Source organism: Streptomyces sp. NPDC002788 (genome assembly GCF_053592115.1).
This window is the reverse complement of the sequence record NZ_JBSFVB010000009.1, coordinates 223,374-242,910: the sequence shown is the minus strand read 5'-3', so window position 1 is coordinate 242,910 and position 19,537 is coordinate 223,374. Positions and strand designations below refer to the sequence as shown.

General features: G+C 71.5%; 21 protein-coding genes. 13 read left to right on the top strand and 8 right to left on the bottom strand.

The genetic code is table 11. The features are described from left to right. Positions 1–38 precede the first annotated feature (38 nt). Together ACWD1U_RS18985 and ACWD1U_RS18980 are read left to right on the top strand one after the other, a co-directional pair. Positions 39–1,379 (top strand): transcriptional regulator, encoded by a 1,341-nt coding sequence (locus ACWD1U_RS18985; RefSeq protein WP_451108844.1) that lies wholly within the window; start codon positions 39–41, stop codon positions 1,377–1,379. Between the two features lie 107 nt (positions 1,380–1,486). Beyond that, entirely contained in the window at positions 1,487–2,032 is a 546-nt protein-coding gene (locus ACWD1U_RS18980) for an NUDIX hydrolase (RefSeq protein ID WP_451108842.1), read from the top strand. Position 2,033: 1 nt separating this feature from the next. Here ACWD1U_RS18980 and ACWD1U_RS18975 read toward each other — a convergent pair whose 3' ends face one another. Then, the gene (locus tag ACWD1U_RS18975) at positions 2,034–2,291 is read right to left on the bottom strand and encodes a hypothetical protein (protein WP_451108841.1); all 258 of its coding nucleotides are present in this window, start codon (positions 2,289–2,291) and stop codon (positions 2,034–2,036) included. Positions 2,292–2,511: 220 nt separating this feature from the next. Between ACWD1U_RS18975 and ACWD1U_RS18970 the strand changes: the two genes are divergently transcribed. Continuing rightward, complete coding sequence (locus ACWD1U_RS18970) at positions 2,512–2,724, top strand: hypothetical protein (RefSeq protein WP_451108839.1); 213 nt, start codon at positions 2,512–2,514, stop codon at positions 2,722–2,724. Here the strand turns inward: ACWD1U_RS18970 and ACWD1U_RS18965 are convergent. Then, positions 2,709–3,584 carry a 3-hydroxybutyryl-CoA dehydrogenase gene (locus ACWD1U_RS18965; protein WP_451108837.1) on the bottom strand — a complete coding sequence of 292 codons (876 nt, stop codon included), beginning with the start codon at positions 3,582–3,584 and terminating at the stop codon, positions 2,709–2,711. The genes ACWD1U_RS18970 and ACWD1U_RS18965 overlap by 16 nt on opposite strands. Positions 3,585–3,764: 180 nt before the next feature. Between ACWD1U_RS18965 and ACWD1U_RS18960 the strand changes: the two genes are divergently transcribed. Continuing rightward, entirely contained in the window at positions 3,765–4,994 is a 1,230-nt protein-coding gene (locus tag ACWD1U_RS18960) for a glycoside hydrolase family 10 protein (RefSeq protein ID WP_451108836.1), read from the top strand. 1 nt (position 4,995) lies between these two features. Here the strand turns inward: ACWD1U_RS18960 and ACWD1U_RS18955 are convergent, their stop codons facing one another. Next, positions 4,996–5,196, bottom strand: coding sequence for a DUF1918 domain-containing protein (locus ACWD1U_RS18955; protein ID WP_382833508.1), 201 nt, complete (start codon positions 5,194–5,196; stop codon positions 4,996–4,998). Between the two features lie 90 nt (positions 5,197–5,286). Continuing rightward, positions 5,287–6,207: a DMT family transporter gene (locus tag ACWD1U_RS18950; protein ID WP_451108835.1), complete on the bottom strand. Its 921-nt coding sequence runs from the start codon at positions 6,205–6,207 to the stop codon at positions 5,287–5,289. On the opposite strand from ACWD1U_RS18950, the gene ACWD1U_RS18945 reads away from it, so the two are divergent. Both ACWD1U_RS18945 and ACWD1U_RS18940 read left to right on the top strand, forming a co-directional pair. Next, positions 6,206–7,687, top strand: coding sequence for an aminotransferase-like domain-containing protein (locus ACWD1U_RS18945; protein ID WP_451108833.1), 1,482 nt, complete (start codon positions 6,206–6,208; stop codon positions 7,685–7,687). The two genes, ACWD1U_RS18950 and ACWD1U_RS18945, sit on opposite strands and share 2 nt — an antisense overlap. Next, positions 7,684–8,124 carry a GNAT family N-acetyltransferase gene (locus ACWD1U_RS18940; protein ID WP_451108831.1) on the top strand — a complete coding sequence of 147 codons (441 nt, stop codon included), beginning with the start codon at positions 7,684–7,686 and terminating at the stop codon, positions 8,122–8,124. The genes ACWD1U_RS18945 and ACWD1U_RS18940 overlap by 4 nt, the downstream gene beginning before the upstream one ends. Positions 8,125–8,169: 45 nt before the next feature. Here ACWD1U_RS18940 and ACWD1U_RS18935 read toward each other — a convergent pair whose 3' ends face one another. Next, positions 8,170–8,610, bottom strand: coding sequence for a DUF6314 family protein (locus ACWD1U_RS18935; RefSeq protein WP_451108829.1), 441 nt, complete (start codon positions 8,608–8,610; stop codon positions 8,170–8,172). A 132-nt stretch (positions 8,611–8,742) separates the two neighbouring features. Between ACWD1U_RS18935 and ACWD1U_RS18930 the strand changes: the two genes are divergently transcribed. After that, the gene (locus tag ACWD1U_RS18930) at positions 8,743–11,226 is read left to right on the top strand and encodes an alpha-L-arabinofuranosidase C-terminal domain-containing protein (protein WP_451108827.1); all 2,484 of its coding nucleotides are present in this window, start codon (positions 8,743–8,745) and stop codon (positions 11,224–11,226) included. 21 nt (positions 11,227–11,247) lie between these two features. Here ACWD1U_RS18930 and ACWD1U_RS18925 read toward each other — a convergent pair whose 3' ends face one another. Continuing rightward, positions 11,248–11,937 (bottom strand): DUF6215 domain-containing protein, encoded by a 690-nt coding sequence (locus ACWD1U_RS18925; RefSeq protein WP_451108826.1) that lies wholly within the window; start codon positions 11,935–11,937, stop codon positions 11,248–11,250. Between the two features lie 168 nt (positions 11,938–12,105). Between ACWD1U_RS18925 and ACWD1U_RS18920 the strand changes: the two genes are divergently transcribed. The 6 genes from ACWD1U_RS18920 (at position 12,106) to ACWD1U_RS18895 (ending at position 17,567) form a co-directional block, all read left to right on the top strand. Next, a complete protein-coding gene (locus ACWD1U_RS18920; protein WP_451108824.1) occupies positions 12,106–12,633 on the top strand; it encodes an AAA family ATPase in 528 nt (175 codons plus the stop codon). Positions 12,634–12,736: 103 nt separating this feature from the next. Next, entirely contained in the window at positions 12,737–13,765 is a 1,029-nt protein-coding gene (gene argC, locus ACWD1U_RS18915; RefSeq protein WP_451108822.1) for an N-acetyl-gamma-glutamyl-phosphate reductase, read from the top strand. Beyond that, positions 13,762–14,913 carry a bifunctional glutamate N-acetyltransferase/amino-acid acetyltransferase ArgJ gene (argJ, locus tag ACWD1U_RS18910; RefSeq protein ID WP_451108820.1) on the top strand — a complete coding sequence of 384 codons (1,152 nt, stop codon included), beginning with the start codon at positions 13,762–13,764 and terminating at the stop codon, positions 14,911–14,913. Before argC ends, argJ begins: the two co-directional genes overlap by 4 nt. After that, complete coding sequence (gene argB, locus ACWD1U_RS18905; protein WP_451108818.1) at positions 14,910–15,818, top strand: acetylglutamate kinase; 909 nt, start codon at positions 14,910–14,912, stop codon at positions 15,816–15,818. The genes argJ and argB overlap by 4 nt, the downstream gene beginning before the upstream one ends. Further along, positions 15,815–17,014: an acetylornithine transaminase gene (locus tag ACWD1U_RS18900; RefSeq protein ID WP_451108816.1), complete on the top strand. Its 1,200-nt coding sequence runs from the start codon at positions 15,815–15,817 to the stop codon at positions 17,012–17,014. Before argB ends, ACWD1U_RS18900 begins: the two co-directional genes overlap by 4 nt. Positions 17,015–17,021: 7 nt before the next feature. Then, positions 17,022–17,567: an arginine repressor gene (locus ACWD1U_RS18895; protein ID WP_451108814.1), complete on the top strand. Its 546-nt coding sequence runs from the start codon at positions 17,022–17,024 to the stop codon at positions 17,565–17,567. Between the two features lie 96 nt (positions 17,568–17,663). Here ACWD1U_RS18895 and ACWD1U_RS18890 read toward each other — a convergent pair whose 3' ends face one another. Together ACWD1U_RS18890 and ACWD1U_RS18885 are read right to left on the bottom strand one after the other, a co-directional pair. Then, complete coding sequence (locus ACWD1U_RS18890; protein ID WP_451108812.1) at positions 17,664–18,467, bottom strand: FAD:protein FMN transferase; 804 nt, start codon at positions 18,465–18,467, stop codon at positions 17,664–17,666. Continuing rightward, positions 18,460–19,521, bottom strand: coding sequence for an FMN-binding protein (locus tag ACWD1U_RS18885; RefSeq protein WP_451108811.1), 1,062 nt, complete (start codon positions 19,519–19,521; stop codon positions 18,460–18,462). The genes ACWD1U_RS18890 and ACWD1U_RS18885 overlap by 8 nt, the downstream gene beginning before the upstream one ends. Positions 19,522–19,537: the final 16 nt, after the last annotated feature.

The following is a 19,537-nucleotide window of genomic DNA, read 5'->3' as shown; positions in this document are numbered from 1 at the left end:
CACTAATCTGGCCGCACCAAGCCATCCGGGGGGCCCACATGCAGCCCAACACTCTGCTCGACGCGATGCTGGACGAGGCGGGGATCTCGCACGCGGGGCTGGCCGCACACGTCAACCAGGCGGGACGGGCGCGCGGTCTGTCCCTCCGCTACGAACACACCGCGGTCGCCCGGTGGTTGAAGGGGCAGCGCCCCCGGGGCCAGGTGCCCGACCTGATCTGCGAGGTGCTCGCCGCCCGGCTGCGGCGGCAGGTCACCCTCGACGACATCGGCCTCGGGGTGCCCGGCGAGCCGTCCGCCCCGCACACCGGCTCGCTGTCCGGGTTCGTCGAGCGGGCCACCGCGCTGTGGCGCTCCGACCAGCAGCAGCGCCCGCACCTCCTGGGCGCGCCCGCGCTCACCGGCACGCCCGCCGTGATGCCGGTGTGGGAGTGGGAGAACCCGCCCGAGGACGTGGACGTCTCACGTGGCGGCAGACACCGGGTCACCCCGGGCGACCTGGAGATGCTGCGGGCGGCCCGTGCGCACTACGAGCAGATGTACCGCAAGGCCGGAGGCATCGCGACGCGGGCCCGGATCGTCGGCTTCCTCAACGCCGAGGCCGCGCCGCTGCTGCGCGGCAGCTACACCGACGAGACCGGCCGCCAACTGCACCGGGCCACGGGCGGGTTGGTGGCGGTCGCCGGAATCTGCGCCTACGACTCCGACGCGCACGGACTCGCCCAGCGCTACTTCCACCAGGCGCTGCGGCTCGCGAAGGCCAGCGGGGACCGGGGGCTGGGGGCGTATGTGATCGCCCTGCTGGTCAACCAGTCCCTGTTCATGCGGGAGTACCGGCAGGCGGTCGCCTTCGCGGAGGCCGCGCTGCGGGCCGCCGGCAGGCACATCACCCCGGCGCTCGTCTCGGACCTGTACGCGATGCAGGCCAAGGCGTACGCGCATCTCGGCGACGGCAGCAGCGCCCTGTCCCGCATCCGACGGGCCGAGCGGGCCGCCGAGCGCATCCGGCGTGGGTACGAGCCCGACGAGACCGGTTATGTGCAGCCGGGGCTGGTCAACGTCCAGGTGGCGGAGGCGCTGCTGAGCCTCGGGGAGATCGCGGCCGCCGGGGAGCATGCCGCGGCGGCCGTCGACAACCCCGCGCACGACCGCGGCCGGGTGCACCGGCTCGCCATGCTCAGCACCATCGAGCTGCGGCAGGGCAACGCCGACAAGGCGGTGGCCATCGCCGTGCAGATGGCCGAGCAGGCCCGCGGCATGGAGTCCCAGCGGCTGCGGGACCGGCTGCGCGCGGTGCGGGAGCACCTGGTGCGCAGCGGGTGCGCGGGTACGTCCGAGGCCGCCGAACTCATCGACGGGGCGCTGCGCGTACCGTTGTAGATCCGGGCAGCGGCCGCCCGGGTCGCACCGAGCCGCTTCCCGTGCGCCTGCTGTCAGTCCGTCCCTGCTGCGATATTGCCACTTACTCGACGGAAGGTGGCAGAACTGTGCAGTGGACGAAACGCAACGAACAGACTGTGTACTCAAACCGCTGGTTCAGCGTCAATCTCGCGGATGTCGAACTGCCGGACGGCCGGCACCTGGACCACTTCCTCATACGGCTGCGGCCTGTTGCGGTGGCCACGGTGGTGAACGAGGCCAACGAGGTGCTGCTGCTCTGGCGGCACCGATTCATCACCGACAGCTGGGGATGGGAACTCGCCGCGGGGGTGGTCGAGGACGGCGAGGACATCGCCCGCGCGGCCGCCAGGGAACTGGAGGAGGAGACCGGCTGGCGGCCGGGACCCTTGCACCACCTCATGAGCGTGGAGCCGTCCAACGGGCTCACCGACGCCCGGCACCATGTGTACTGGGCCGGCGAGGGCGAGTACGTCGGGCACCCCGTGGACGACTTCGAGTCGGACCGCCGGGAATGGGTGCCCCTCAAACTCGTCCCCGACATGGTCGCCCGCGGCGAGGTCCCGGCCGCCAACATGGCGGCCGCGTTACTTCTGCTGCACCATCTCAGGCTCGGTCAGGACACGCTGCCCTGAGCTAATGCCCCAGTGCCTGCCAGATCGTCACGACGAGGGCACCCACGGCGGTGAGGGCGGCGACCGCGGGCAGCGGCCAGCGCGCGTGTTCGAGCGTGTGGATCCGGGTGTTGAGCTCGTCCAGTTCCTTGGCGGTCTCCTCGGTGCGGTGGCTGAGCAGAGCCAGCCCGCCCTCGACGCGGGCGTAGGCCACATCGAGGCGGCGTCGTAACTCTGCGAGTTCCCCATGGACGACGGGATGCTCGGGATCGGCGGTCACGAGTCCGCTCCTTTCCGTAGTCGTTTTACATCCCTTGCATGCGATGAGGAGTCAACTCGCCTGGTGGGCGCCTGGGGAGAGTGTGCGTAGGGCATATGCGAGCCCGGGGCGCACACGGTGTGTGAATGCCGCGGGCCCGGCACCAACTCAGGTGCCGGGCCGGCAGCTTGGCCGAAATCTGACCGTACGTAATCGGACTCGGGGGAACCCGCTGTCGGTCGTGCTGTTCCGCTGTTCCTCCGGGGAGGAGTGGGGCGTGGCGCTGCTGATCGCGCTGGTGGCCACTCCGCTCGCCCTCTGGATGGGCCGGCTGCGCAAGCCGCCTCGACGAGCAGCCGGCGGAATGGGGACGCCGCCGGTTCCGGCCGTGGCCGCAGGAGCGGCGGCGTTGTCGAGTTGTCGGGCGTACCGGCGCTATCAGCCGTACGTGTAGAACCCCGACCCCGTCTTGCGGCCGAGCCGTCCCGCGTCGACCATCCGCTGGAGCAGCGGGGGAGCGGCGTACAGCGGCTCCTTGTACTCCTCGTACATCGACTGCGCGACCGAGGCCACGGTGTCCAGGCCGATGAGGTCGGAGAGCTTGAGCGGGCCCATCGGGTGGGCGCAGCCCATCTCCATGCCGTTGTCGATGTCCTCGCGGCTGGCGATGCCCGTCTCGAACATGCGGATCGCGGAGAGCAGGTACGGGATCAGCAGCGCGTTGACCACGAAGCCGGAGCGGTCCTGGGCGCGGATCGCGTGCTTGCCGAGCAGCTTCTCGGTGAAGAGCTGGGCGCGGCTGATCGTGCCTTCGGACGTGGTGAGCGCCGGGATCAGCTCGACGAGGTTCTGCACCGGGGCCGGATTGAAGAAGTGGATGCCGATGACCTGGTCGGGCCGCGAGGTCGCCACCGCCAGCTTCACCAGCGGGATGGAGGAGGTGTTGGAGGCCAGGATGGCGTCCGGCCGGGTCACGACCTGGTCGAGCACCTGGAAGATCTCGGTCTTGACCTGCTCGTTCTCGACGACGGCCTCGATCACCAGGTCACGGTCGGCGAACTCGCCGAGGTCCGTGGTGAAGCTCAGGCGGGCCAGCGTGGCCTCCTGCTCCTCCTCGGTGATCTTGCCGCGCTCGGTCGCCTTGGCCAGGGAGGTGAACAGCCGGGTGCGGCCGATCTCCAGGGCTTCGCCGGTGGTCTCGGCGACCATGACGTCAAGGCCGGCCCGGGCGCACACCTCGGCGATTCCGGCGCCCATCTGACCGCAGCCCACGACTCCGACGCGTGCAATGTCTCCCGCTGGGGTGTCCGTCACATCGTCCCTTTCGCTGCTGATCCACGACCGGGCAGGCCGGCCGGGTCCCGGCGCCTGCTCCGTTCGAGCACGTTACTCCCAAGTATCGATGATCGATCGCGGGGGTCGCCCTCGGTTCGGGCATGCTGGGCCGGGAGCGATCCGCGACCGGGCGGATCCGCGGCTTTTTGGGGCGTGCGGATGGGACGAGTGTCACGCAGGGCGTTCGCGGTGGCGGCGCTGTCGGCCTTCACGATGATGCCTACGGCGTCGGCCGCGGCCGGGCGGAAGGGCGGGGCCCCGGTCTGCGAGATGCGGGGGGTGTGGCTCGCGACCGTGGCCAACCGCGACTGGCCGTCGATGCCGGGGCTCACCGCGGCGCAGCAGCGCTCCGAGCTGCTCACCCATCTCGACACGGCGGTCCGCAACCGGCTCAACACCGTGTTCTTCCAGGTCCGGCCGACGGCGGACGCCCTGTGGCCCTCGCCGTACGAGCCGTGGTCGCAGTACCTCACCGGCACCCAGGGCAAGGACCCGGGCTGGGACCCGCTGGGCACGGCCGTCGAGGAGGCGCACGCCCGGGGCCTGAAGCTGCACGCCTGGTTCAACCCGTACCGGGTCGCCGTCCACGCCGACCCGACCCGGCTCGCCGCCTCCCACCCCGCCCGCAGGAACCCGGACTGGGTGGTGACGTACGGGGGGAAGCTCTTCTACAACCCGGGGCTGCCCGAGGTCCGCGCCTTCGTCGAGGACGCGATGCTCGACGCGGTGACGAAGTACCCGGTGGACGGTGTCCACTTCGACGACTACTTCTACCCGTACCCGGTGGCGGGCCGGAGCTTCGACGACGACGCCGCCTACGACGAGCACGGCGGGGGCTTCCCGGACCGGGCCGCGTGGCGGCGGGACAACATCGACCGTCTGGTGCGGGAGACGGCGGACCGCGTCTGGGAGGCCCGGCCGAGCGCCCGGTTCGGCATCAGCCCGTTCGGCGTGTGGCGCAACGCCGCGACCGACCCGGCGGGTTCGGACACCCGGGCGGGTGTCGAGACGTACGACGATCTGCACGCCGACACGCGCAAGTGGGTCAGGGAGGGCTGGATCGACTACATCGTCCCGCAGCTGTACTGGAACATCGGCTTCGCCGCCGCCGACTACGCGAAGCTGGTGCCCTGGTGGGCGGATGTCGCGCGCGACAGCCCGACGCAGCTCTACGTGGGGGAGGCGCTGTACAAGGCCGGTGACCCGGCGCAGCCCGCGGCGTGGCAGGACCCGGCCGAGCTGTCCCGGCACCTGACGATGGCCGGGGAGCACCCGCAGGTGCGCGGGCACGTCTTCTTCGCCGCCAGGGACGTGGCGGCCGATCGGATCGGGGCGATGGCGAGGGTGGTCGCCGACCACTACGGCCAACCGGCCGACCCCCCGAGCTGAGTCACGGTCCGGTGGTGGTCTCCCGGTGCCGGATCTCGGTGTCGGGGCCCGGGGAGCACACGCCCTCGTGCCCGTCCTCGAACCGGACGCGGTACGGGGGAGTTCCCTCCTGGCCCAGCACTTCGACGATCTCGCCGACCTTGTCGTGCTGACCGACCACCCTGCCGTGCTGGACAAGCTGGTCGCCCACGGTTGCGCGCATCTGGGGCCTCCTACGGGGTGCGGAGCAGCGGTCCGTGGCCTTGAGTCTACGGCGGGGGACGCCTGCCGGCAGGGCCGTGCGCCGTCCCGTTCAGCCGCGGGCCCGCTGTGTGACGGCGATGCAGACCAGCACCGCCGCGGCCGTCAGCGGGGCGGCCACCGTCAGGTGCTCGCCCAGCAGCAGTACCGACCACACCAGTGTGAGCAGGGGCTGGGCCAGCTGCAACTGGCTGGCCTTCGGGATGCCGATGGCCGCCATGCCGCGGTACCAGACGACCAGTCCGAGGAACTGCGAGCCCGCCGCGACCCACAGCAGTCCGGTCACGCTGTGCACGGTGAGCTGCACGGGTTCCTGCGCCAGAGCGAGCGCGGCTACGGGCACGGACAGCGGCAGGCACAGCACCAGCGCCCAGCCGATCACCTGCCAGCCCGGCATGACCCGGGCCAGTCGGCCGCCCTCGGTGTAGCCGGCCGCGCAGACCAGCAGCGCCGCGAAGAGATACAGGTCGGCGGTGGTCAGGGCGCCGCCGCTCTGCTGCACGGTGAACGCGAGTACCGCCGCCGCGCCCGCGAGGGCCGCGCACCAGAAGGTCCGCGAGGGCCGGGTGCCGACCCGCAGTGCGGAGAAGAGCGCCGTGGTCAGCGGGAGGAGGCCCACCACGACGGCGGCGTGCGCGGTGGTCGAGGTCTGCAGCGCCAGCGTGGTCAGCAGCGGGAAGCCGAGCACGACACCGGCGGCCACGACCGCGAGGCCGAGCCAGTGGCGGCGGGCGGGCAGCGGCACACGCATGACCAGCAGGGCACCGCCCGCGATCACCGCGGCCAGGACGCTGCGCGCGGCGACCAGAGACCAGGGCCCGAAGCCCTCGAGACCCCAGGCGGTGGCGGGGAACGTGAGGGAGAAGGCGATGACGCCGAGGGCCGCCTGGAGGGTGCCGAAGCCGGGGCGGTCCGGCTCCGTGGTGGCGACTGCTATCGAGGGTGCGGTAGTAGCGCTACTCTGTACTCTCATGCAAGAGCGTAGCAGTGTCGGTGAACTGGCGGAACAGCTGCGGCGGGAGCTCGACCGCTACTCACCAGGTGGAAAGCTCCCGTCGAGCCGGGCGCTCGTCGAGCGGTTCCGGGTGAGCCCGGTGACCGTGTCGCGGGCCCTGGCCCGGTTGGCCGCCGAGGGGCTGGTGGTCACCCGGCCCGGCGCGGGAGCCTTCCGCGCGCAGGTCCGGACGGCACCGGCTCCCGCCGGGGACACCTCCTGGCAGGAGGTCGCGCTCAGCGCGGAGGGTGCCGCCGACCTCGTGCCCCGCTCGGTGGACGCCTCCGGGGTGCTGGTGTCGCTGGCCGCGCCGCCGCCCGGCGTGATCGAGTTCAACGGCGGCTATCTGCACCCGTCGTTGCAGCCGGAGCGGGCGATGGCCGCGGCTCTGTCGCGTGCCGGGCGCCGGCCCGGTGCCTGGGGGCGTCCGCCCATGGAGGGGCTGCCCGAGCTGCGCGAGTGGTTCGCGCGAAGCATCGGCGGCTCCGTCACGGCCGCCGAGGTACTGGTCACCGCGGGCGGGCAGTCCGCGCTCACCACCGCCCTGCGCGCCCTCGCCCCGCCGGGCGCCCCCGTCCTGGTCGAGTCGCCGACCTACCCCGGCATGCTCGCCATCGCCCGCGCCGCGGGTCTGCGACCGGTACCCGTCCCGGTGGACGCCGACGGGGTGAAACCGGCGCTGCTCGACGACGCGTTCCGGGCCACCGGCGCCCCGGTCTTCGTCTGCCAGCCGCTCTTCCAGAACCCCACAGGGGCCGTGCTCGCGCCCGAGCGGCGCGCCGAGGTGCTGCGCATCGCCCGCGAGGCCGGCGCCTTCGTCGTCGAGGACGACTTCGTGCGACGGCTCGTCCACGAGGACGCGGGGCCGCTGCCGCGCCCGCTGGCCGCCGACGACCCCGACGGCGTCGTCGTCCACGTCTCCTCGCTGACCAAGGCGACCTCGCCGAGCTTCCGGGTGAGCGCCCTGGCCGCACGCGGGCCGGTCCTGGAACGGCTGCGCGCCATCCAGGTCGTCGACACCTTCTTCGTACCGCGGCCCTTGCAGGAGGCCGCCCTCGAACTCGTCGGCTCGCCCGCCTGGCCGCGCCACCTGCGGGCCGTCTCCGCCGAGTTGAAGGCCCGCCGGGACGCGATGACCTCCGCGCTCGCCCTGCACCTGCCGGAGATCGCCCTGCCGCACGTCCCGTCCGGCGGCTACCACCTGTGGCCGCGTCTGCCCGACGGCATGGACGAGCCGGGCCTGGTGGCGGCCGCCCTCCGCGCCGGCGTCGCGATCACCCCCGGGCGCCCCTACTTCAGCGCGGAGCCGACGGCCGCGCACGTCCGCCTGAGTTTCGCGGCCGTGGCCGGGACCGGGGAGATCGCGGAGGGCGTACGGCGACTGCGGGCGGCCTGCGACGAGGTGCTGGGGATAACCGCTCGACGCCCCGCCGGACCGCCTGCGAGCATCACGCCATGACCGGCACCCCGCCCCTGCCCGAGGGCTACGAGATCTCCACCGACCCCGGCCGCATCGACCGCGAGCGCGTCCACCACTGGCTGTCCACCGACGCGTACTGGGCGCTGGGGCGCCCGCGGGAGACGCAGGACCGGGCGATCGAGGGGTCGCTCAACTTCGGGGTGTACCAGACGGCGTCGCGGGAGCAGGTCGCGTATGCCCGGGTGATCACCGACCGGGCGACCTTCGGGTGGCTGTGCGACGTGTACGTCGATCCGTCCGTGCGCGGCAAGGGGGTCGGCGGCGCGCTCGTCGCGGCCGTACGGGACGAGCTGCGCGAGTACGGGGTCCGGCGGGTGCTGCTCGCCACGCACGACGCGCACGGGGTGTACGCGCAGCACGGGTTCGCGGCACTGGAACGCCCCGAGGACTGGATGGCGCTCGTCTTCGGCCGGTAGGGGCCGGTGCACCCTGGGAACCCGCGCTTCGACGGGGGCGTCCGCTCAGCCCTCGCGCGCGTAGTCGGTGCGCAGCACGAGGTCCTTGGCGGGGCCGCGCACGCGCCACACCGTCCGCCAGTGGTCCGCGTCGCGGGCGGTGAACCCGCCCCGGTAGAGGTCCGCCGCGCAGAGGTGGTCGGCGACGTGCCGCCCGGACGTCAGGTCCAGGTCGTGGAAGGGGCGGCCGTCCGCGAACCGCACGTCGGCCGTGCCGCCCGGCCCCGGCAGGAACCGCAGCGTCCGCTCGGCGGGCCGGGCCACCCCCTGCCAGACGAAGGCGCCGGACTCGTGGTGCAGCAGCCCGCCGGTCTCGAGTGCGCCGAACGTGGTGCCTCCGGTGAACTCCCCCTGTGCACCGGTCGAGAGATCCCGCACCGATCGCGTGACGCGCCACCGCCCGGCCAGATACGCCAGTACGTCCGGCACTGGCCAGAACTCGCCCATCTGTCCCGCTCTCCGTCTCAACCGTTGCCGCGCGACCCATTGACGCGCCTCAGTCCCCTCCCTATCTTGCCGTTCGAAGTGCTGATCAATGTCTGATATTTCGAACACTCTACAGAGAGCCGCGGAGTATCCATGCCACGCACCGCCCGCACCCGATGGAGAATCGGTCTCACGACCACCGCCCTCCTGACGGCAGCAGCCCTCGTACCGGCCCCCGCGCACGCCGAGGACGTCACCGACTACGCGATCACCGTCGACCCGTCCGCCCAGGGCGCGAAGATCGACGACACCATGTACGGCGTCTTCTTCGAGGACATCAACCGGGCCGCCGACGGCGGTCTGTACGCAGAACTCGTGCAGAACCGCTCCTTCGAGTACTCCACCGCCGACAACGGCTCCTACACGCCCCTGACCTCGTGGGCGGTCGGCGGCGCGGCCGAGGTCGTGAACGACTCGGGCCGCCTCAACGAGCGCAACCGCAACTACCTCTTGCTGGGCGCCGGTTCGTCCGTCACCAACGCGGGCTACAACACCGGCATCCGGGTCGAGCAGGGCAAGCGGTACGACTTCTCGGTGTGGGCGCGCGCCGAGAGCGGCAGCACACTCACCGTCGCCCTCAAGGACGCCTCCGGCAGCCTGGCCGCCGCCCGCCAGGTCGCCGTGAAGGGCGGCTGGGCCAAGTACAAGGCCACCTTCACCGCGACCCGCACCAGCAACCGCGGCCGGCTCGCCGTCGCCTCGACGAACGCCGCCGTGCTCGACGAGGTGTCGCTGTTCCCGCGCGACACCTACAAGAACCAGCCGAACGGCCTGCGCAAGGACCTCGCCGAGAAGATCGCCGCCCTGAAGCCGGGCTTCGTGCGCTTCCCCGGCGGCTGCCTGGTCAACACCGGCTCCATGGAGGACTACAGCGAGGCCTCGAACTGGCAGCGCAAGCGCAGCTACCAGTGGAAGGACACCATCGGACCCGTGGAGGAGCGGGCAACCAACGCCAACTTCTGGGGCTACAACCAGAGCTACGGCCTCGGCTACTACGAGTACTTCCGCTTCTCCGAGGACATCGGCGCCATGCCGCTGCCCGTCGTCCCCGCCCTGGTGACCGGCTGCGGCCAGAACAAGGCCACCGACGACGACGCCCTCCTCAAGCGCCACATCCAGGACACCCTGGACCTCATCGAGTTCGCCAACGGCCCGGCGACCTCCAAGTGGGGCAAGGTCCGCGCCGGGATGGGCCACCCCAAGCCCTTCCACCTCACCCACATCGGAGTCGGCAACGAGGAGAACCTCCCGAAGGAGTTCTTCGCCCGCTTCGAGCAGTTCCGGGCCGCCATCAAGGCCAAGTACCCGGACATCACCGTCATCTCCAACTCCGGTCCGGACGACGCCGGCGCGACCTTCGACACCGCCTGGCAGCTCAACCGCGAGGGCAAGGTCGACATGGTCGACGAGCACTACTACAACAGCCCGAACTGGTTCCTGCAGAACAACGACCGCTACGACTCCTACGACCGCAAGGGCCCCAAGGTCTTCCTCGGCGAGTACGCCTCCCAGGGCAACGCCTGGAAGAACGGCCTGTCCGAAGCCGCCTTCATGACGGGCCTGGAGCGCAACGCGGACGTCGTCAAGCTCGCCTCCTACGCCCCGCTGCTCGCCAACGAGGACTACGTGCAGTGGCGGCCGGACATGATCTGGTTCAACAACCGGGCCTCCTGGAACTCGGCCAACTACGAGGTCCAGAAGCTGTTCATGACCAACGTCGGCGACCGCGTCGTCCCGTCGAAGGCCACGACCACGCCGGACGTCAGCGGCCCGATCGCGGGCGCTGTCGGCCTGTCCACCTGGGCGACCAGCGCCGCGTACGACGACGTGAAGGTCACCGCCGCGGACGGCTCGACCCTGCTCAGCGACGACTTCTCCGGTGACGCCTCGAAGTGGACCACCAGCGGTCGGGGCAGCTGGAGCATCCAGGACGGACAGTACGTCCAGACCGACACCGCCGCCGAGAACACCATGGTCACGGCGGGCGACCCGGCCTGGAAGGACTACGACCTGCATGTGAAGGCCACCAAGAAGTCCGGCAAGGAGGGCTTCCTCGTCGCCTTCGGCGTCAAGGACACCGGGAACTACTACTGGTGGAACCTGGGCGGCTGGAACAACACCCAGTCCGCGATCGAGCAGGCCGTGGACGGCGGCAAGGGCACGCTGATGACGAAGGCCGGGTCGATCGAGACCGGCCGTGCCTACGACATCGACATCAAGGTGCGCGGCCGCCAGGTCACCCTGTTCCTGGACGGCAAGGAGTGGGGCAGCTTCAAGGACGACAAGCCGGCCGAGCCGTTCCGCCAGGTCGTCACCAAGGACGCCAGGACCGGTGACCTGATCGTCAAGGTCGTCAACGCCCAGTCGGCCGAGGCCCGTACGGCCGTCGACCTGGGTGGCGCCAGGGTCGCCTCCACCGCCCGTGTGACCACGCTGGCCGCCGACCAGGACGCCGTCAACACGGAGACGGACACGCCGGTGACGCCGGTGACCTCCACCTTCCGTGGCGTGGCCGCGAAGTTCACCTACACCTTCCCGGCGAACTCCGTCACCTTCCTGCGGATCAAGCAGAGGTAGCCGGACGCGCGTGGGCCGCCGTCACCCGCCGGCGGCCCACCCCGGGACCCTCGGCAGCACCTTCTCGGCGACGTGGAGCAGGACGGCGTCGTCCGGTACCCCTCCGTCCGAGCGCCACAGGGTCACGTCGAGGGAGCCGCCGCTGTCCTTCGCGTCCCGGGCGACGGTGAGGGCGCGGGCCGGAACGCCGGGGCCGGTGTTCGCGTCGCTCCCGTCGAGGCGGAAGCTGATGCTGATGGTGCGGTCCGAGTAGAGGACCGCAGGGCGGCTCAGCACCTTCCGCTGCTCGGCGTCGTTCCCGAGCAGCGCGTTCGACCCGGCCACCGGAAGGCCGTCGTAGGTCGCCGACAGCGTCACGGTACAGGTGTCGAACTCGACCTGCGCCGAGGGCGTGGCGATCTCCCTGCCGCCGGCGGTCTTGAACGAGCTGTCACCGCCACTGGCCGTCTTCGCGATCTCCGTCGGCGTGCCGAGCAGTGCGGCGAGGTCGGAGCGGTTCAGCGCCTCGCACAGTTCCGCTCCGGAGAGCCGCTCGCCCTTCGCCGCCGGGGTCTTTCCGTCCGAGCAGGAGGCGGGCTTCGGCTCGCTGTCCGCGGATGTCTCCCCGAGCGCCCAGAAGCCGATGCAGAGCGCCCCCACCACCGCCACGGCCGCGACCGCCTGTCCCCACGCGCTCGCGTCCTTCTCGGCCGCGCCGAATTCTTCGGCCATGTCCCCCACCCGCCATGATCCCCTGATGCGTGCCCGGGGACCCTAGCCATGTGGTCATGGCCCCGACAACCTGATTTCCCGGGCCCGCGGAGATGGGTGAGCGCCTGAGGTGGTGGATGAGCGGTTGCCCGTTCCCCGCGGCGCGCTCCAGCGCTAGCGTGGGGCCCCATGATCGTATGGCTCAACGGCACCCACGGCGCAGGCAAGACGACGACCAGCGCGCTTGTGCAGCAGTTGATCCCCGATGCACGGGTGTTCGACGCCGAGAAAATCGGCGAGGCACTCATGGGCATCAGGCCGGGGCTGCCCGGGCCCGGGGCGGACAACTTCCAGCACTGGCCGCCGTGGCGGCCGCTCGTGGTCGAGACCGCCCGCCGCGTACTCGACTACACCGGCGGCACTCTGGTGATGCCCATGACCGTCCTGGTCGAGCAGTACTGGCGCGAGATCAGCACGGGTCTTGCCCACCATGCCGTTCCGGTACGGCACTTCGTCCTCCACGCCGACCAGGAGACCCTCCGGCGGCGCATCGAGGGGGACACCGTCCTCGGCCCCTCCTCGTTCCGTCTCCAGTACCTCGAGCCCTACGCGGAGGCGGCCCGCACGTGGCTGCACGCCGAGGCCGAGGTTGTCGACACCACGCACCTCGCGCCCGCCCAGGCCGCTCTGCGGATCGCGGAGGCCGTCAAGAACTGAGGTCCGCGACGCCCTCCGGTGCGGAGTGTGCACACAGGCTCGACGCAGGATTGCATAAAACTGCGGCTATACGTATAGTCATGCCCTCTAAGGAGGAGGTTCCATGGCGGTACGAGCGGCAGTGGCCGGAGCGAGTGGATACGCGGGCGGGGAACTGCTGCGTCTGCTCCTGGCACACCCCGAGGTCGAGATCGGCGCGCTGACCGGCAACTCCAACGCGGGGCAGAAGCTCGGTGCGCTCCAGCCGCACCTGCTGCCCCTGGCCGGCCGAGTGCTTCAGGAGACCACCTCGGAGGTCCTCGCCGGTCACGACGTCGTCTTCCTCGCGCTGCCGCACGGGCAGTCCGCCGCCGTCGCCGAGCGGCTCGCCCCGGACGTGCTGGTCGTCGATATGGGCGCCGACTTCCGGCTGACGGACGCCGCCGCCTGGGAGAAGTTCTACGGCTCGCCCCATGCCGGAACCTGGCCCTACGGCCTCCCCGAACTGCCGGGTGCCCGCGCCGCGCTGGAGGGGTCCAAGCGCGTCGCGGTGCCCGGTTGCTACCCGACCGCCGTCTCCCTGGCCCTCTTCCCGGCGTACGCCGCGGGCCTGGCCGGGCCGGAGGCCGTGATCGTCGCCGCGTCCGGCACGTCCGGCGCGGGCAAGGCACCCAAGCCGCACCTGCTCGGCAGCGAGGTCATGGGCTCGATGTCCCCGTACGGCGTCGGCGGCGGGCACCGGCACACCCCCGAGATCACCCAGAACCTCAGCGCGGCCGCGGGGGAGCCGGTCTCGGTGTCCTTCACGCCGACCCTCGCGCCGATGCCCCGCGGCATCCTCGCCACGTGCAGCGCCAAAGCCGCCGACGGCGTCACGGCCGAGTCCCTGCGCGCCGTCTACGAGAAGGCCTACGCCGACGAGCCGTTCGTGCACCTGCTCCCCGGGGGACAGTGGCCCGCCACGGCGTCCGTCTACGGTTCGAACGCCGTTCAGGTGCAGGTCGCGTACGACGAGGCCGCCGGACGGATCATCGTCATCAGTGCCATCGACAACCTGACCAAGGGCACCGCGGGCGGTGCCGTCCAGAGCATGAACATCGCCCTGGGTCTCGACGAGACCACCGGACTTTCCACGATCGGAGTCGCACCGTGAGCGTGACGGCAGCCAAGGGATTCACGGCGGCGGGCATCGCCGCCGGGATCAAGGAGAACGGCAACCCGGACCTGGCCCTCGTGGTCAACGACGGGCCCCGCCGCGCCGCCGCCGGCGTCTTCACCTCCAACCGGGTGAAGGCCGCGCCCGTGCTGTGGTCCGAGCAGGTGCTGAAGAGCGGTCAGGTGTCCGCCGTCGTCCTCAACTCCGGTGGCGCCAACGCCTGTACGGGACCCAAGGGCTTCCAGGACACCCACGCCACGGCCGAGAAGGCCGCCGAGGTCCTCGGCCGGGGCGCCATCGAGGTCGCGGTCTGCTCGACCGGCCTCATCGGCGTGCTCCTGCCGATGGACAAGCTGCTCCCGGGCGTGGAGAAGGCCGCCGCGTCCCTGAGCGAGCACGGTGGTGAGAAGGCCGCCATCGCCATAAAGACCACCGACACCGTCCACAAGACGTCCGTGGTCACCAAGGACGGCTGGACCGTCGGCGGCATGGCCAAGGGCGCGGGCATGCTCGCCCCCGGCCTCGCCACCATGCTCGTCGTCCTCACCACCGACGCGGCCCTGGACAGCGACGTCCTGGACAAGGCGCTGCGGGCGGCCACCCGGACGACCTTCGACCGGGTCGACTCCGACGGCTGCATGTCCACCAACGACACCGTGCTGCTGCTCGCCTCCGGCTCGGCCGAAGTCACCCCGGAGTACGAGGAGTTCGCCGAGGCCGTCCGGCAGGTCTGCGACGACCTCGGTCAGCAGCTGATCCGGGACGCCGAGGGCGCCAGCAAGGACATCAAGGTCGAGGTGATCAACGCCGCGACCGAGGACGACGCCGTCGAGGTGGGCCGCTCCATCGCCCGCAACAACCTCCTCAAGTGCGCGATCCACGGCGAGGACCCCAACTGGGGCCGGGTGCTGTCGGCGATCGGCACGACGGGCGCCGCCTTCGAGCCGGACCGGCTCAACGTCGCCATCAACGGCGTCTGGGTGTGCAAGAACGGCGGTGTCGGCGAGGACCGCGACAAGGTCGACATGCGCTACCGCGAGGTGCACATCGTCGCCGACCTCGCCGCCGGCTCCGAGACCGCCACCATCTGGACCAACGACCTCACCGCGGACTACGTCCACGAGAACAGCGCGTACTCCTCATGAGCACGACCCGCAAGCACACCGCCCTGCCCAAGGCCCAGATCCTCATCGAGGCGCTGCCGTGGCTGGTCCGCCACAACGGCAAGACGGTCGTCATCAAGTTCGGCGGCAACGCCATGATCGACGAAGACCTGAAGGCCGCCTTCGCCCAGGACGTGGTGTTCCTGCACCACGCCGGTCTCAAGCCCGTCGTCGTGCACGGCGGCGGCCCGCAGATCAGCGCCGCCCTCGACCAGCACGGCATCGTCAGCGAGTTCAAGGCGGGCCTCAGGGTCACCACCGAGGACGCCATGGATGTCGTGCGCATGGTGCTGGCCGGCCAGGTGCAGCGCGAACTGGTCGGACTGCTCAACCAGCACGGGCCGCTCGCCGTCGGCCTGACGGGCGAGGACGCGCACACCATCACCGCCACCAAGCACCAGCCCGAGATCGACGGCGAGCTCGTCGACATCGGGCGGGTCGGCGAGATCACCGCGATCGACACGGGCGCGATCGAGGCCCTGCTCGCCGACGGCCGCATCCCGGTCGTCTCCTCGATCGCCCGCTCCCAGGACGACGGACATGTCTACAACGTCAATGCTGATACGGCGGCTGCGGCACTCGCTGCTGCACTGGGCGCCGAAACCCTCATGGTCCTCACGGACGTCGAGGGACTCTACGAGGACTGGCCGAACAGCGACGAGGTGATCAGCCGGCTCACCGCCTCCGAGCTGGAGCGGCTGCTGCCGGACCTGTCCTCCGGCATGGTGCCGAAGATGGAGGGCTGCCTGCACGCCGTGCGGGGCGGCGTCACCACCGCCCGGGTCATCGACGGCCGGGTCCAGCACTCGATCCTGCTGGAGATCTTCACCGACGAGGGCATCGGCACGATGGTCGTGCCCGACGAGCAAGAGGGGGAAGTCGTATGACCGCCCATCAGGAGTTCGCCCAGCGGTGGCAGGGCGCGCTCATGAACAACTACGGCACCCCGCTGCTGCCCCTGGCGCGCGGCGAGGGCACCAAGGTGTGGGACGCCGACGGCAACGAGTACCTCGACTTCGTCGGCGGCATCGCGACCAACGCCCTCGGCCACGCCCACCCGGCGATCGTCGAGGCCGTGACCCGCCAGATCGGCTCCCTCGGCCACATCTCCAACTTCTTCATGGCCGAGCCGACCGTCGCCCTCGCGGAACGGCTGCTGCGGCTCTTCGGCCGGGACGGCAAGGTCTTCTTCTGCAACTCCGGCGCCGAGGCCAACGAGGCCGCCTTCAAGATCGGCCGGCTGACCGGGCGGACCCACATCGTCGCCACCGAGGGCGCCTTCCACGGGCGCACCATGGGCGCCCTGGCCATGACCGGCCAGCCCGGCAAGCGGGACCCGTTCCTGCCGCTGCCCGGCGAGGTCACCCACGTGCCGTTCGGTGACGCGCAGGCCCTGGCCGCCGCGGTCACCGAGGAGACCGCGCTCGTCATCCTCGAGCCGATCCAGGGCGAGCTCGGCGTCGTCGTCCCGCCCGCCGGCTACCTCAAGGCCGCCCGCGCTATCACCGCCGCCACCGGGGCGCTCCTCGTCCTCGACGAGGTGCAGACCGGCCTCGGCCGCACCGGGCACTGGTTCGCGTACCAGGCCCACGAGGGTGTCCTGCCCGACGTCGTCACCCTCGCCAAACAGCTCGGCGGCGGGCTGCCGCTGGGCGCGACCGTCGCTTTCGGCCGGGCCGCGGAGCTGCTCCAGCCCGGCCAGCACGGCACGACCTTCGGCGGCAACCCCGTCGCCTGCGCCGCCGGGCTCGCCGTCCTCGACACCATCGAGAACGAGGGGTTGCTGGAGAACGTCAAGCGTCAGAGCGAGAGGTTGCGGGACGGGATCGAGGGCCTCGGCCATCAGTTGATCGATTTCGTCCGGGGTACGGGACTCCTCCTGGGTATCGTGCTCACCGAGCCGCTCGCGCCCCAGGCGCGCCAGGCGGCTCAGGAGGCCGGATTCCTGGTGAACGTGCCCGCCCCCGACGTCGTCCGGCTGATGCCGCCGCTGAACGTGGGCGACGACGAGGTGGACGCGTTCCTCGGGGCGCTGCCCGGCATCCTCCAGGCAGTCAGCGGGGACGGACGATCCGGGGAATGAGACGACGATGAGCCAGGCGCAGGACCACGAGCAGCCGGGGGCGAACGGGCCCGCCGTGCCGCAGACCCGCACCGCACGGCACCGCCGGATCGTGGACATCCTCAACCGGCAGCCGGTCCGGTCCCAGAGCCAGCTGGCGAAGCTGCTCGCCGACGACGGGCTGAGCGTCACGCAGGCGACGCTCAGCCGGGACCTGGACGAGCTGAACGCGGTGAAGATCCGCAACACCGAAGGCGACCTGATCTACGCGGTGCCCAGCGAGGGCGGATTCCGTACGCCCCGGGCGCCGCTCGGCGGGTCGGCGAAGGAGGAGCGGATGCGGCGGCTCTCCCAGGAGCTGCTGATCTCCGCGGAGGCTTCGGCGAATCTCGTGGTCCTGCGCACACCGCCGGGTGCGGCCCAGTTCCTCGCCTCGGCGATCGACCAGGCCGAGCTGCACGACATCCTGGGGACCATCGCCGGTGACGACACGTTGCTGTTGATCAGCCGGAACCCGACCGGGGGGCAGGAGCTCGCCGACCACCTGCTGAGGCTGGCGCAGAACGGGCACTGAGCGCCGTCCTCCGTGCGCGGGTGGGCTGTGGCCGGTCGCGCCCGCGCGGCGGATCCGCACATCGCGATACGGCCCCGCGCCCCGAAGAGGGCCGATTCAGCCCAGCCGCGCCGCCAACCCCCGGGTACAGCGCACCTCGTCACCGGCGGTAATGAGCAGCGCCTCGACATCGGGCAGCGACTCCAGCCACGCCAGCCCCTCCCGCGACCCCATCGCGAACGCCGCGGTCGCCCAGCAGTCGACCCAGGTCAGCCGAGGTCCCACCACCGTCACGGCGACCAGGTCCGTCACCGCCGAGCGCCCCGTACGCGGGTCGACGATGTGCGCACCCCGCTCCGCCGTACCGGACGTGGCGACGGACAGTTCGCCCACTCCGGCCCCGGAGATCACCGCCGCCAGACCACCCGGCCGCAACGGATCCGACACCCCCACCCGCCACGGCCGCCGAGCCCCCGGCGCCCCCAGCAGCTGCACATCGCCGCCGCCGTTGACGCTCACCCCGCTCACGCCGGGCACCTCCGCCAGCCGCCGCGCGGCCCGCTCGACCGACCAGCCCTTGACGATGCCGGTGGGATCGAGTCGGCCCTGGTACGACGTGCTGAACCAGCCCTCGCTCAGCCGCTCCGCCTCGGCCGCCAGCTTCAGGACCTCGGCTACCTCGGGAGCGCACTCCCCGACGGTCAGCTCCCCGCGCTGCAGCCGGGAGATCTGGCTGTCCTCGCGGTACGTGCTGAAGACCTCGTCGACCCGGTGCAGCCCGGCGACGGCCTCGTCCAGGGCCGCGCGCACGGCGTCCGGTTCCCCGCCGCGGACGTCGAAGGAGAAGACGGTCCCCATCGTCTCCTCCGCATGACGCACCGCGGCGGGAGCCTGTGCGGAGTCGGCCACGGTGTCAGCCACCGGCCTGGTCCAGCGCCGACTGGAGGGACTGCTTGTAACCCGCGCTGGTGTACGTCGCCCCGGACACCGCGTCGATCTGTGCGTTGCCGGCCGCGACGGCCGCCTGGTTGAGGCGGGGGACGGAGGTGGCGGTGATCTGGTCGCTGCGTCCGCCCTTGGGGGCCTGGACCGCCTCGGCCGCGGTGATCTTTCCACCGGCGACGGTGATCCGGACCTGCACCGGGCCGTACTGCGTCTGCGCCGCGCTGCCCGTCAGGGTCTGGGTCTGAACCTGACCGCCGCCTCCCGCGCCGGCCGCCTGCGAGGAGCCGCCCCCTGCCGGAGCCTTGTCCAGGGCGGACTGGAGCGACTTCTTGTAGCCGGCGCTCGTGTAGGTGGCACCCGAGACCGCGTCGATTTGTGCGTTGCCGGCCGCGACGGCCGCCTGGTTGAGGCGGGGGACGGAGGTGGCGGTGATCTGGTCGCTGCGTCCGCCCTTGGGGGCCTGGACCGCCTCGGCCGCGGTGATCTTTCCACCGGCGACGGTGATCCGGACCTGCACCGGGCCGTATTCCGTCTGCGCGACATCACCGGTGACGGTCTGCCCGTCGCCCGACCCTTGAGATGAGCCGCCCGAGGCCTTGGCCTTGTCCAGGGCCGACTGGAGCGACTTCTGGTAACCGGCGCTGGTGTAGGTCGCCCCGGACACCGCGTCGATGTCCGCGCTCTGTGCCGCCACCGCCGCCTGGTTGAGACGGGGCACCGAGCCGGCGGTGATCTGGTCGCTGCGGCCGCCCTTGGGCGCCTGCACCGCCTCGGCCTGGGTGATCTTCCCGCCGCTCAGGGTCAGGCGCACCTGCACCGCGCCGTACTGCGTCTGCGCCGCGTCACCGGTGACCGTGCCGTCCACGCCGCCCTGCGGGGCCTGCCCGGCCGCCGCGGGCGGGAGCTGGCCCCCCGCGGCCTGGGCGCCGCCCGGGTCGGAGGCCGGCTTCAACGACAGCAGCAGCACGATCCCGGAGACGGTGGCTGCGCCGGCGAGCACGGCACGCCGGACGGGGTGAGACTTCCTCATCGTTTCTCAAGCTCCT

Coding starts and splice junctions, on each gene's coding strand:
- ACWD1U_RS18940 (WP_451108831.1), top strand. CDS start 7,684: ATGACCGGCACCCCGCCCCTGCCCGAGGGCTACGAGATCTCCACCGAC.
- argC (WP_451108822.1), top strand. CDS start 12,737: ATGGCGGTACGAGCGGCAGTGGCCGGAGCGAGTGGATACGCGGGCGGG.
- argB (WP_451108818.1), top strand. CDS start 14,910: ATGAGCACGACCCGCAAGCACACCGCCCTGCCCAAGGCCCAGATCCTC.
- ACWD1U_RS18900 (WP_451108816.1), top strand. CDS start 15,815: ATGACCGCCCATCAGGAGTTCGCCCAGCGGTGGCAGGGCGCGCTCATG.
- ACWD1U_RS18935 (WP_451108829.1), bottom strand. CDS start 8,610: ATGGGCGAGTTCTGGCCAGTGCCGGACGTACTGGCGTATCTGGCCGGG.
- ACWD1U_RS18895 (WP_451108814.1), top strand. CDS start 17,022: ATGAGCCAGGCGCAGGACCACGAGCAGCCGGGGGCGAACGGGCCCGCC.
- ACWD1U_RS18885 (WP_451108811.1), bottom strand. CDS start 19,521: ATGAGGAAGTCTCACCCCGTCCGGCGTGCCGTGCTCGCCGGCGCAGCC.
- ACWD1U_RS18945 (WP_451108833.1), top strand. CDS start 6,206: ATGCAAGAGCGTAGCAGTGTCGGTGAACTGGCGGAACAGCTGCGGCGG.
- ACWD1U_RS18950 (WP_451108835.1), bottom strand. CDS start 6,207: ATGAGAGTACAGAGTAGCGCTACTACCGCACCCTCGATAGCAGTCGCC.
- ACWD1U_RS18925 (WP_451108826.1), bottom strand. CDS start 11,937: ATGGCCGAAGAATTCGGCGCGGCCGAGAAGGACGCGAGCGCGTGGGGA.
- ACWD1U_RS18985 (WP_451108844.1), top strand. CDS start 39: ATGCAGCCCAACACTCTGCTCGACGCGATGCTGGACGAGGCGGGGATC.
- ACWD1U_RS18930 (WP_451108827.1), top strand. CDS start 8,743: ATGCCACGCACCGCCCGCACCCGATGGAGAATCGGTCTCACGACCACC.
- ACWD1U_RS18955 (WP_382833508.1), bottom strand. CDS start 5,196: ATGCGCGCAACCGTGGGCGACCAGCTTGTCCAGCACGGCAGGGTGGTC.
- ACWD1U_RS18920 (WP_451108824.1), top strand. CDS start 12,106: ATGATCGTATGGCTCAACGGCACCCACGGCGCAGGCAAGACGACGACC.
- ACWD1U_RS18960 (WP_451108836.1), top strand. CDS start 3,765: ATGGGACGAGTGTCACGCAGGGCGTTCGCGGTGGCGGCGCTGTCGGCC.